Below are 11,202 nucleotides of genomic sequence, written 5' to 3'. Positions count from 1 at the left end.
CCGGCCGACACCGCCGCCTGGAACAGGTTCGCGTGAAACGGCAGCAGCGCGAGCCCGTCCGACGTCGTGCCCTCCGGAAACACGCACATCAGTTCGCCCGCACTCAGCCGTTCCGACAGCTCGTGCATGATCCGCTTCGCGTCGCTGCGCTTTTCGCGCTGGATAAACACCGTATCGAGCTGCTGCGCGAGCCAGCCGACCACCGGCCATTGACGGATCTCCGCCTTCGACACGAACGGTGTCGGCCGCCATGCGTTGATCACGTAGATGTCGATCCACGAAATGTGGTTGGCGACGACCAGCGCGCCCGTGTCCAAGCGCGCGGCGTCGTTATGCACGACGAGCCGTAGTCCGCACAGGCGCAGCATCTTCAGCGACCATGCGCGATTGAGCGCGTGACGCCGCTCGGCGCTCGCATTCGGGAAGCACGTCGCGACGGTCCACACGCCGTGCAGCAGATGCGCGATCAGACGAACCTTGCGTAACGTGAGCTTCATGACGGTTGGCTTTCCTTGACTGACCTTGACTGACCTTGACGATGCCGCTTCGGATGGCGCTCCGGTCGCCGCTCAGTGCGCTTCGTACACGAGCTGACCGGACACGACAGTCGCCCGCACACGCGCCGGCAATTCATAGCCGAGGAACGGCGTGTTGTGCCCTTGGCTCCTGAGTGCGCGCGGCTCGACGCGCCAATGCGCGCCGCGCTCGAACACGCACAGGTCGGCCACCGCGCCGACCGCGACGCAGCCGGCCGTTGCAAGCCCGAGCACGTGGGCCGGCGAAGCCGTGATGCGGTTCAGCGCAGTCGCGAGCGGCACGCCCGCTTCGTCGGCCCATTTCACCGTCAGCGACAGCAACAGTTCGAGCCCGGTTGCGCCCGGTGTCGCCTCGGCAAACGGCAATAGCTTTTCGTCGTCGTCGACGGGCGTGTGGGCCGAGCAGATCGCGTCGATGGTGCCGTCGACGAGACCCGCGCGGATCGCTTCGCGATCGCGCTGCTGGCGCAGCGGCGGATCGAGCCGGAACTGCGCGTCGAAGTAGCCCAGATCGACGTCGATCAGATGCACATGGTTCACGGTGACGTCGCACGACACCGGCAACCCCTCGGCCTTCGCCGCACGCACGAGCGCGATGCCTGCCGCCGACGACACATGCGACAGATGCACGCGCGCGCCGGTCACGCGCACCAGTTCGAAGATCGTATGCAGCGCGATCGTCTCCGCGGCGACCGGCACGCCCGACAAACCGAGCCGCGATGCCAGCGCGCCGCTCGCGGCGACGCCGCCCCGGCCGAGATACGCATCGACCGGACGCAGCCACGCGGTGTAGCCATAAGTCCTCGCGTACTGCAGCGCGCGCATCAGCACCTGGGTGTCGACGATCGGCGAGTCGGCCTGCGAAAACCCGACGCAGCCCGCTTCGGTCAGCTGGACCATTTCGGTGATCACCTGCCCCTTGAGACCGACCGTCAGCGCGCCCAGCGGATACACGTGCGCCTGGCTCAGGTTGCGCGCGCGAAACTTCAGCATTTCGACGAGGCCTGGTTCATCGAGCGTCGGATCGGTGTCCGGCGGACAGACGAGGCTCGTCACGCCGCCCGCGAGCGCAGCGGCCATTTCCGATTCGAGCGTCGCCTTGTGCTCGTAGCCCGGCTCGCGCAGACGCGCGCACAAGTCGACGAGACCCGGCGCGACCGTCAGGCCGCGCGCGTCGATCGTGCGCTCCGCGTGGAAGCCGGCGGGCGCGCCGCCAAGCGCGGCGATCTTGCCCGCGTCGATAAAAACGTCCTGCTGATGTTCGGTGCCCGCGACCGGATCGATCAGCGTGCCGCCTTGAATATGAATCTTCATGCGCTGCCTTTGTTAAACCTGAGTTCAGCCCGTGGTTCAGCTATCGACTTGCTGTTGCGTGGTCGTCGCCTAGTCGTGATTGCCCGCGACGATCCCCATCACCGCCATACGCACAGCGATGCCGAACGTCACCTGGTTGAGGATCACCGATTGCGGGCCGTCCGCGACCTGCGAGTCGATCTCGACGCCACGGTTCATCGGACCCGGATGCATCACGATCGCATCGGGCGCGGCGAGCGCGAGACGCTCGGGCGTGAGACCCCAGCTCTTGAAGTACTCCTGCGCCGACGGCAACAGCGCGCCGCTCATGCGCTCGTTCTGCAGGCGCAGCATGATGATCACGTCGACGTCCTTCAGGCCTTCGTCGAGGTTGTGAAACACCCGCACGCCCATCTGCTCGAGCCCGCCCGGCAGCAGCGTGCGCGGACCGATCGCGCGCACTTCGGGCACGCCGAGCGTGGTCAGCGCATGAATGTCCGAGCGCGCGACGCGCGAATGCAGGATGTCGCCGACGATCGCCACGCGCAGCTTCGTGAAGTCCTTCTTGTAATGGCGGATCGTGTACATGTCGAGCAGACCCTGGGTCGGGTGCGCGTGCCGGCCATCGCCCGCATTGATCACATGCACGTGCGGCGCGCAGTGCTGCGCGATCAGGTACGGCGCGCCGCTCGATGCGTGCCGCACCACGAACAGGTCCGCGTGCATCGCCGACAGGTTGTTGATCGTGTCCAGCAGCGATTCGCCCTTGCTCGTCGACGACGCATTGATGTTCAAATTCAGCACGTCGGCCGACAGGCGCGTCGCGGCGATTTCGAACGTGGTGCGGGTACGCGTCGAGTTCTCGAAAAACAGATTGAACACCGACTTGCCGCGCAGCAGCGGCACCTTTTTCACTTCGCGATCGGTCACGCTGACGAACTGGTCGGCGCTATCGAGAATGTGATTGACGATGGACTTCGGCAGACCCTCGATCGACAACAGATGCTTGAGCTCGCCGTTTTTCGTGAGCTGCGGGTTGCCCCTCAGGAAGCCATAGCGAAAGCGCTCGGACGCGCTGGCGGAGGAATCCTGCTGAGCCTGAGTGGCGGTGTTCATGGTGTACCTGCTTCAAATACGGGCTTCGACTTGATCTGTGTCGCGGCGCACCGCGTGCGGCGCTGAGTGTGACGATCCACAACGACTTCGACACAGCGTGCGCGCGCGATGCGCGAACAGCGCTGGCCGCGGCGTTGCTGGCGGCGCCACGCGAGAGCCGGCTGTGGCGCACACGCCACGCGAACTTTAATCGACGCGTGCTTCAGTGTGAAAAGAGAACCGCTGACCACCGGCGCCATCGTCTTCGCGAGCCAGCACGAGCGTCGCGTCGGCAGGCACCTCCACGGTGCCGCCGACGAAGCGCGCCGCCACCGGCAACTGACGTCCGCCGCGATCGGCGAGCACCGCGAGTTCGACCGACGCCGGCCGGCCATAGTCGTACAGTTCGTTGAGCGCCGCGCGGATCGTGCGGCCGGTGTTCAGCACGTCGTCGACCAGCACGATGCGACTGCCGTCGACCCCGAACGGCAGCGAGGTCGGACTTGCCTGCGAGTGCAGCCCCTTCTTCGCGTAGTCGTCCCGATGCAAGGCGACGTTCACCACGCCGAAGCCCGGCAGGTTCAGATCGCGCGCGAGCCGTTCGGCAAGCCACGCGCCACCGCTGTGGATACCGGCCAGCACCACCGCATCCGCACGGCCCGGCGCGGCGGCGAGCCTGTCGCCATACGCCGCGCGAATCTGCTCGAGCAACGCGCGATAAAGCGCTTCGGCGTCAATGGAACTCATGATCGTCGGAAAGTCCGTCTAGATATTGCTGGAGGATGATGCGGGCGGCCTCGGCGTCGAGCATGTCGGCGCGGCCGTGACCGGCGCGGATTTGGGCCTCGGCCTCGACCGACGAATAGCGCTCGTCGACCCACGTGACCGGCAGACGGAAGCGGCCATTCAGCTGATTACCGAAACGCTTCGCAAGCTGGGTGCGTTCGTGCGGCGCGCCGTCCGGATGCATCGGCAGGCCGACCACGAGCGCGTCGGGCTTCCATTCGGCGATCAGTTTGCCAACCGTCTCGAAGCAGTAGTCCTTGTTGCGGTTCTGCACGATCACGAGCGGCTGCGCGCGGCGCGTCAGTGAATTGCCGACCGCCACGCCGATGCGCTTTTTACCGTAGTCGAACGCAAGCAGCGTCGCCTCACGTCCGGCAGGCAGGCTCATGCGTGGCCAGCCTCGCCCGAGAGCATCGACAGCGAAATGCCGAGCAGCGCCAACGCCGCTTCGAGACGTTCTTCGGCCGGCACGTCGAACACGATCTTCGGATCGGCCTCGACGGTCAGCCAGCCGTTCTTCGAGATTTCGTCCTCGAGCTGGCCGGCGCCCCAGCCGGCGTGGCCGAGCGTGAGCAGAAAACGTTCCGGCCCGGTGCCGCTCGCGACCGCTTCCAGCACGTCTTTCGAAGTGGTCATTTCGAGGCCGCCGGGCACCGACATCGACGACGTATACCCGCCGCCGCCTTTCGGATCGTGCAGCACGAAGCCGCGCTCGGTTTGCACCGGGCCGCCGAAGTACACGGGAACATGGAGGAGAGGTTCGATCTCGAGCTTCAGGTCGATGCGATTGAAGAGCGCCTGCAGGTCGATATCGGTCGGCCGGTTGATCACGAGGCCGAGCGCGCCGCGCTCACTGTGATCGCAAAGGTAGACCACCGTTCCTGAAAACGTCGGATCCGCCATGTTGGGCATGGCGATCAGGAACTGGTTGGTCAGATTGATGCGATCGGAACTCTTGGACATAGTCGGGATTTTAGCAAAGACGATGCGGGATGGCGGGCTTTGAGCGTGGCGCCGCACTGCGTTTCGCCACCTTTGCCGGGCGCCATCGACGCCGGTTCAAGTTTGCACTCTATCACGCGCGCGGGCCGCGCCATGCGGCGATCAGACGGTGAAAGACCGCGTAGAGCGGCACGCGTGCCGCATGTGGAGCGGGCCGTGCAATGGATGGCGCGATCGTGTCTTTTTGTGATGAAGTGGTGGCGGTGGATGGCGGTGCTGGCCGCGTCAGCTCATACGATGCGCACGGCAGCAATGTGACCGCGGCGTTACCGCCGCGCGGCGCGCGGCCCGCGTCACGCGCCGCCCTGCTCGATCGCGCGCGTCAGCGCGGCGAGAGCCGCTTGCGTGTGACTGGCGGCGGCCGGCCCGACACCCGCTGCGACCTTATGCAGCGTCGCGCGCAATGCTTCCGCGGCCTGTTCGAGCGTATCCGCCGCCGGTGCGCCGACGATCACGTGCGCGCGCACCGCCGGCGTCGAGACCCCGGCATGCGCGCGGCGCCGCCACGCAAGCCCGAGCGCGTCCGCCAGCAGCGCCACATGGCCCAAGCCGAGCGCGCAGGCCGCCGAGGCCAGCCGGTAAGCGGCGTCGCCCGCCTGCAATGCCTCGCTCGGATCGGCTTTCTCGGGCTGATCGGCCGCGCGCGCATGCGCGGCGAGCGCCTGGATCGACGCGTCGGCGGTCTGAAGGAAGTCTTCGTACGCGTTCGCGTTGACGGTCAGCACGCCCAGATCGCGAGTCAGCGTACTGCGCCCGGCAGTGAGCGATTGCGCGTCGCGCGCACCGGCCTCCCATAGCATTTCCGATGACTGCGTACCGGCGACATGCCAGTCGACGGTCAGCCCGTAGTCGTTGAGTATCTCGACTTGATCGGCATCTTCGGCGGCCGCGCCGAACAGTGCGTAATCGCGCCACAACAGCGCGAGCGTCGCACGCACCAGCGACCGTGGCGCGCGCTCGATGCCGCGCGCGTGGTCGGCGAGCGCGAGGTTACAGCGCGCATAGAAGCGCCGCGCGTCGGTCTCGCGAACCGCATGGCCGCCGGCGCGCAGTGCTTTCGCGCAGGCCCGCGCGAGCCGCCAGAAGTCATAGGGATCGGGACCGGCGAGTTCGGCGAACACGATGTCGATCTCATCGAGCGCGGCGTTGGTGACCGCCAGCGCGACCGCGCTGCCGGTGTCGGCCTGCGAGCGCAGCACCGGCAGCAGCGCGCGCTCGTAGCGCGCCCGCAGATGCGCGAGCTGATCGGCGGATCGCGCATGCAGCGACGCCGGCGGCACCGGCCGCGCGCACAGCGCGAGGTCTTCGAACGCGACCGGGGACCCGGCAGCGGGCTCGGCCAGTTGCGCGCACAACGCACCGTAGTGATTGAACAGTGCCGGCGAGCAACTCAGCTCGCGCAGATTGTGACGCTCGAGCGCCGCACGGAAATGGCCGAGCGCCGCGCCGAATACCGGCCGCGCGCCTTGCGCGTCGCCCGGCTCGTCGGGCCCTTCGGTTGCAAGCGGCGACAGACGCACGAGCACGTCGGCGAAACGCTGCGCGCTGAGCCACCCCGCCGTGCGCAGCGCGTGCGACGCGCGCAGCAGCGCGGCGCCGGTCTCGCCGCACTGCTCGAACGCGAGCGTCGCCTCGGCAAGCGCGAGCTCGGCGGGACGGACCGCGCCGCCGCGCGGATTGGGCAGAGCGTCGAACGTAACGGGGGCAGCGGATAGAGGGGTCATGGGCAGGTGACATGAAGCTGACAGGCCATCGCTTCGCGCGGTATGCAGAATGCCCGGGCAACGCGCGAACCGGCGACAGAACAATGACAGACTACCGTTGCGACACGACGCGCGCGGCGATATGGCGTGCCGGCGCGGTGAGACATCATGCCGGGTATGCCGGCCAGATCGAGCAGTTCGCGTAGCGGACCGGCGCCGCGCATCGTCGCCAACAAGCCCTTCGACACGCTCAGCCGAATCGGCCGTTGCGGGGACCATCGCCGCAGACGGCGTCGGCAAGCTCGCTTGCGCCCCCTTGCGCGCCCCTTCGCCCCGCATCCGCCGCTCGAAGCGACTTGCGCAAGCAGCTTCGGCGGGTCAAGCAGACCGCGTGCCGCGCCGCCCGCTTTGCCGGTCCCGGTGCCATGCCCCGGCCGGCAAACCACCGGTACGGGCATGCGGTGCAATGATCCAGCAGCCAAACCCACGACAAAGCTGGCCGCCGTTGCCGGCGGCTTCCCGAAGATCAGATCTGGACCATCTCGAAGTCTTCCTTGCGCGCCCCGCATTCCGGGCAAGTCCAGTTGATCGGAACGTCTTCCCAGCGCGTACCCGGCGCAATGCCTTCGTCCGGCAAGCCGGCTTCCTCGTCGTAAATCCACCCGCAAATCAGGCACATCCAGCTTTGATATTCCATTCGTGTGTCGCGTCGTTGAGTCCGTGGAAACGGGAGCCATGATGGTACCGTGTTGCCGCCCCCATGCCTAGCAATCGCAAACGCGCAACCGTAGCGCGCGCCGGGCCGTTCGCGTGACGGCAGCAAGCGCGCCGGGAGCCGCCGAAGCAGCCGTTGCCCCGCCCGCCGCGCGACGCCGCTCAGCTTCCGGCGAGCGACCCGCGACAGTCTCGCCGCAATGCGGCCTCGGGTGTGCCACCACCGGCCGGGCTGTGCGAAAAAACGGCCTCCGGGGCGGTTTAGGCCGCATAATTGAGCCAATTCGCGCATCGCGCGCCAGAAATCCCGCTCCTTTCGACCCATCTTCATGCCCAGCGACACGCCTCCGATCGTTCTCACCTTCGGTCTTTCCGATCCCACCGGCGGCTCCGGCCTGCAAGCCGACCTGATGACGCTTGCGAGCATGGGCTGTCACGGCGTTTCCGTGCTCACCGGCTACACGGTGCGCGACTCGGCCAGCTGCGATGAAGTGACCGGGCTCGATCCCGAAGTCGTCGCGACCCAGGCGCGCATGCTGCTCGAGGACATGCCTGTGGCCGCATTCAAGGTCGGCGCATGCACCCGCGCGGAAGTGGTGAGCGCGATCGCGGAAGTGGTCGCCGACTACGACGACATTCCGCTGATTCTCGCCCCCGACTTCACGCTCGACGACGAGCACGTGCTGGCCGCGGACGAATTGCGCGAAGCGATCGCCGATCTGCTCGCGCCGCAAACCACGTTGCTGGTCGCCGATTCATCCACGCTGCTCGCACTCGCGCAGCCCGACGGCGACGCTGAAGCGCCGAGCCTCGACGCGGCGATCTCGCATCTGCTGTCGCAGGGCTGCGAGTACATCCTGTCGACGGAGACGGGCACGCATCGCCTCGTGAATACGCTGTTCAGCGAAGATGGCCAGTTGCGCCAGGACATGTGGGACCGCGGCAGCCATCGGCTGGCGGGCATAACGGATACCCTCGGCTCGGCGATCGCCGCATTGCTGGCCAATGGCCAGGAACCCGCGGAGGCGGTGCGCGAGGGACAGGAATACCTGTACCAGGCGATCCGCAACGCGTTCCGGCCCGGCATGGGCGCCTATATGCCCGACCGGTTTTTCTGGGCGCGTAGCAGCGACGACGACGAAACGCCGCCGGCGCCGGGCCCGGGCGCGGCGCCGGGTGAGGCGCGGCATTAGCGTTTCCGGCCGCGCTACGTGGCCACGCAGTCGCAACCTGAAGCCCGCAATGATGCGGGCTTTCGTTTCTGAACTGATCGTTTTGCGATAGCCGCCAACTTGGCCGCAGGCTAGACCTCAATAGCATCGCGGTATGGCGTGGTATCGCGTAATTTACCGTTACAACGACGCCGCCACCATCAGGCTAGACTTCTCGAATCACAAAACTGTCATATGCCCCCATATGTCCTTTCCCGTTTTCTTCATCCATCTACCGAAATGCGGCGGTTCGACCGTTATTTCGTTCTTTGATTTGAACAAAGGTAAGGACCAATTCATTAGCTTCGTCTGGGACCAGGCCGGTTGGGAAAACTGCCGCGAGAAGCTGCTGGCCACCCGGGTCGGCGGTGGCCATCAGCCGTACGGCATTCACCGCACGCTCAAACACCCGCTCAGCTATTGCACGATGCTGCGCGAACCGCTCGCGCGGCAGATCTCGCATTACTGGTACGCGGCGAGTGGCAAGAACGGAGAAGTGACCCGAGGCGTCAGCGTGTCGACGCCCGAAGCGCTCGCACAGCAGGGGGCGCTGTCGCTCGACGAATGGGTCAGCGAATCGCTTGGCGGCAGAAATCTGTTCGTTCAGATGCTGAGCGGCCAACCGGCGGTGAATGAAGCGAGCCTCGCGATTGCGCAGTCCCATCTGCACGAGCAGATCGGCACAGTCGGTGTTTGCGAAAACATGAGCGAATTCCTGCTGCGGCTTTGCGGTTCGAACGGCCTGAAATTACCGTTCTATTTCGAAACCAACAGAACCAGTGGCTCGGCGAAACGGAAAAGTCATTTAAGCGAAGCAGCAAAGCAAAAGTTTATCGACGACAACAGTTTCGATTACCAGATCTTCAATGACGCGACTCGCCTAGTCGACACCCATTCGAAGCAAGCCGGGAGCGTCTTTTCGAATGCGCTGGAACTGGTTCAGATCATTCAGGCGGAAATAAATAAGCTCGACAATCCGCATGTCTATACGTCGCCGGTGTTCGGCTTCGACGGCTCATTTCTTACGAAAGTCCACGAGGTGATCCGCCGCTTCGATCTCGCGCCGATCAACGCCTATCTGGAGTTCGCGCAAAGCCGGCAGCGTCCGCCGGCCGACCTGTTCGATGGCTTCGTCGACACCGTTCACAACGGTGTGGTGTCGGGCTGGGCCGTCAATCTCAGCCGACCGGAGCAACCCGTTGCACTCGAGGTGCGGGTCGGCGCGCAGACCGTCGCGACCGGCTGCAGCGGCGAGCATCGACCGGATGTGGCAGGCGCCGGTTATCCTACCTCGTACAGCGGATTTTCGATTCCGCTGCCGGACGGCATTCCGGAAGGCTTCCACGTTGCCATCGCCAATTCCAGCGAAAGCCTCCACAATGCCGGGGTCTGGCGGCAAGGTTGGCACTGTGAATAAGCGTCAGGAGAGTCAGGAGAACCGATCCATGAAAGAGCCGCCAAACTTCTTGCAACGCTTTCACGGCACGATCGCCATTCAGGACCGCATGCGCATGTTTCACCACGAGCCGGCCACGATCTGGCTCACCGGCCTGTCGGGCTCCGGCAAATCGACGCTGGCGTTCGCGCTCGAAGAGCAACTGATCGCGCTCGGCCACGCATGCTACGTGCTCGACGGCGACAACATTCGCCACGGCCTTGCGAGCGACCTCGGCTTCGCGCCTGGCGACCGTCGCGAAAATATCCGCCGCGTCGCCCATGTCGCGCAATTGATGAACGACGCCGGCCTGATCGTGATCACCGCACTGATCTCGCCGATACGCGAAGACCGGGCAATGGCGCGCGAGATCATCGGGCAGAACAAATTCGTCGAGACCTATCTGGCTGCGTCGCTTGCGACCTGCGCAAGCCGCGATCCGAAAGGGCTTTATGCGAAAGCGAAAACCGGAGAAATCAGTTCGTTTACCGGCGTGTCGGCGCCTTATGAAGCGCCGAACGCCCCCGAGCTTCACGTCGAGACAGGGACGTTGAGCCCCGCCGAAAGCGCCGCGCAGATCTTCGACTATCTGCGCGAAAAATGTCTTGAGCCAACCGCCGGCCGCTCCGGTCGCGAAGCGAGGGGTTGACTCGCGAATCATCGGCCCCAAAAGAAAAAACCCGCTCGTAAGCGGGTTTTTTCTTTCAGGAAGCGCGCGTTGCGGCGCACTGCCCTGATGGACTTCCAGCCGGGCCTCGTCGTACGGTTCAACCGCGAGGCTGAACCGCGAGACCCGAGCGGAATTACATGTCCATGCCCATGCCGCCCATGCCGCCGGGCATACCGCCAGGCATCGGTGCATCTTCCTTCGGCAGTTCGCAGACAGCTGCGTCGGTCGTCAGCAGCAGGCCCGCAACCGAAGCTGCGTTTTGCAGCGCGGTGCGCGTGACCTTCGTCGGGTCCACGACACCAGCGTCAACCAGGTCGACGTACTCGCCGGTTGCCGCGTTGTAGCCGTAGTTGCCCTGACCAGCAGCAACAGCCGCCACCACGACGCTGGCTTCTTCGCCGCCGTTCGCGACGATCTGGCGCAGCGGCTCTTCCATCGCGCGCAGCACGATCTTGATGCCTGCGTCCTGATCGGGGTTAGCGCCCTTCAGGCCAGCGATTGCCGTGCGTGCGCGGATCAGCGCGACGCCACCACCGGCAACGATGCCTTCTTCCACAGCCGCGCGCGTTGCGTGCAGTGCGTCTTCGACACGTGCCTTCTTTTCCTTCATTTCGACTTCCGTCGCGGCACCGACCTTGATCACCGCAACGCCGCCTGCCAACTTGGCAACGCGCTCTTGCAGCTTTTCACGGTCGTAGTCCGAAGTCGCTTCTTCGATCTGCGTGCGAACCTGCTTGACGCGAGCCTCGATGTTCGC

Annotated in this window: 12 protein-coding genes; 3 read left to right on the top strand and 9 right to left on the bottom strand. The window is 65.4% G+C overall.

All coding sequences use genetic code 11. The features are described 5' to 3' along the window. The 8 genes from VGH68_RS29650 to VGH68_RS29615 all read right to left on the bottom strand — a co-directional run. On the bottom strand, positions 1-497 hold a 497-nt coding region (locus tag VGH68_RS29650), incomplete at its 3' end, for a lysophospholipid acyltransferase family protein (protein WP_331607311.1). Between the two features lie 72 nt (positions 498-569). Beyond that, the gene (locus VGH68_RS29645) at positions 570-1,850 is read right to left on the bottom strand and encodes a dihydroorotase (protein ID WP_331607310.1); all 1,281 of its coding nucleotides are present in this window, start codon (positions 1,848-1,850) and stop codon (positions 570-572) included. A 69-nt stretch (positions 1,851-1,919) separates the two neighbouring features. Beyond that, positions 1,920-2,945, bottom strand: coding sequence for an aspartate carbamoyltransferase catalytic subunit (locus VGH68_RS29640; protein WP_331607309.1), 1,026 nt, complete (start codon positions 2,943-2,945; stop codon positions 1,920-1,922). A gap of 186 nt (positions 2,946-3,131) precedes the next feature. Then, the gene (gene pyrR, locus VGH68_RS29635; protein ID WP_331607308.1) at positions 3,132-3,671 is read right to left on the bottom strand and encodes a bifunctional pyr operon transcriptional regulator/uracil phosphoribosyltransferase PyrR; all 540 of its coding nucleotides are present in this window, start codon (positions 3,669-3,671) and stop codon (positions 3,132-3,134) included. Next, entirely contained in the window at positions 3,658-4,098 is a 441-nt protein-coding gene (gene ruvX, locus VGH68_RS29630; RefSeq protein WP_331607307.1) for a Holliday junction resolvase RuvX, read from the bottom strand. The genes pyrR and ruvX overlap by 14 nt, the downstream gene beginning before the upstream one ends. Further along, a complete protein-coding gene (locus tag VGH68_RS29625) occupies positions 4,095-4,673 on the bottom strand; it encodes a YqgE/AlgH family protein (protein WP_331607306.1) in 579 nt (192 codons plus the stop codon). The genes ruvX and VGH68_RS29625 overlap by 4 nt, the downstream gene beginning before the upstream one ends. A 332-nt stretch (positions 4,674-5,005) precedes the next feature. Then, positions 5,006-6,436, bottom strand: a complete 1,431-nt coding sequence (locus VGH68_RS29620; protein WP_331607305.1) for a hypothetical protein — start codon at positions 6,434-6,436, stop codon at positions 5,006-5,008. A 505-nt stretch (positions 6,437-6,941) separates the two neighbouring features. After that, the gene (locus VGH68_RS29615) at positions 6,942-7,112 is read right to left on the bottom strand and encodes a rubredoxin (RefSeq protein WP_006047743.1); all 171 of its coding nucleotides are present in this window, start codon (positions 7,110-7,112) and stop codon (positions 6,942-6,944) included. A gap of 346 nt (positions 7,113-7,458) precedes the next feature. Here VGH68_RS29615 and VGH68_RS29610 point away from each other — a divergent pair, with 346 nt between their 5' ends. From VGH68_RS29610 to cysC, 3 genes are all read left to right on the top strand, one after another. Further along, the gene (locus tag VGH68_RS29610) at positions 7,459-8,322 is read left to right on the top strand and encodes a hydroxymethylpyrimidine/phosphomethylpyrimidine kinase (protein ID WP_331607303.1); all 864 of its coding nucleotides are present in this window, start codon (positions 7,459-7,461) and stop codon (positions 8,320-8,322) included. A gap of 223 nt (positions 8,323-8,545) precedes the next feature. Beyond that, positions 8,546-9,757 carry a chondroitin 4-O-sulfotransferase gene (locus VGH68_RS29605; RefSeq protein WP_331607302.1) on the top strand — a complete coding sequence of 404 codons (1,212 nt, stop codon included), beginning with the start codon at positions 8,546-8,548 and terminating at the stop codon, positions 9,755-9,757. A 28-nt stretch (positions 9,758-9,785) separates the two neighbouring features. Beyond that, complete coding sequence (gene cysC, locus VGH68_RS29600) at positions 9,786-10,424, top strand: adenylyl-sulfate kinase (protein WP_331607301.1); 639 nt, start codon at positions 9,786-9,788, stop codon at positions 10,422-10,424. Positions 10,425-10,578: 154 nt separating this feature from the next. On the opposite strand, the gene VGH68_RS29595 is transcribed toward cysC, so the two are convergent. Continuing rightward, a partial coding sequence (locus tag VGH68_RS29595) for a TCP-1/cpn60 chaperonin family protein (protein WP_331607300.1) occupies positions 10,579-11,202 on the bottom strand: 624 nt, incomplete at its 5' end.

Source organism: Paraburkholderia sp., assembly GCF_036488505.1.
In the GTDB taxonomy this organism is placed as follows: domain Bacteria; phylum Pseudomonadota; class Gammaproteobacteria; order Burkholderiales; family Burkholderiaceae; genus Paraburkholderia.
Note: the sequence above shows the minus strand (reverse complement) of the source record. Positions and strands in the feature narration are given on the sequence as shown.

What these genes read in the sequence shown, in the direction of transcription:
- VGH68_RS29620 (WP_331607305.1), bottom strand. Translation starts at nt 6,436, where the DNA reads ATGACCCCTCTATCCGCTGCCCCCGTTACGTTCGACGCTCTGCCCAAT.
- VGH68_RS29605 (WP_331607302.1), top strand. Translation starts at nt 8,546, where the DNA reads ATGTCCTTTCCCGTTTTCTTCATCCATCTACCGAAATGCGGCGGTTCG.
- VGH68_RS29615 (WP_006047743.1), bottom strand. Translation starts at nt 7,112, where the DNA reads ATGGAATATCAAAGCTGGATGTGCCTGATTTGCGGGTGGATTTACGAC.
- VGH68_RS29645 (WP_331607310.1), bottom strand. Translation starts at nt 1,850, where the DNA reads ATGAAGATTCATATTCAAGGCGGCACGCTGATCGATCCGGTCGCGGGC.
- cysC (WP_331607301.1), top strand. Translation starts at nt 9,786, where the DNA reads ATGAAAGAGCCGCCAAACTTCTTGCAACGCTTTCACGGCACGATCGCC.
- VGH68_RS29640 (WP_331607309.1), bottom strand. Translation starts at nt 2,945, where the DNA reads ATGAACACCGCCACTCAGGCTCAGCAGGATTCCTCCGCCAGCGCGTCC.
- ruvX (WP_331607307.1), bottom strand. Translation starts at nt 4,098, where the DNA reads ATGAGCCTGCCTGCCGGACGTGAGGCGACGCTGCTTGCGTTCGACTAC.
- VGH68_RS29625 (WP_331607306.1), bottom strand. Translation starts at nt 4,673, where the DNA reads ATGTCCAAGAGTTCCGATCGCATCAATCTGACCAACCAGTTCCTGATC.
- pyrR (WP_331607308.1), bottom strand. Translation starts at nt 3,671, where the DNA reads ATGAGTTCCATTGACGCCGAAGCGCTTTATCGCGCGTTGCTCGAGCAG.
- VGH68_RS29610 (WP_331607303.1), top strand. Translation starts at nt 7,459, where the DNA reads ATGCCCAGCGACACGCCTCCGATCGTTCTCACCTTCGGTCTTTCCGAT.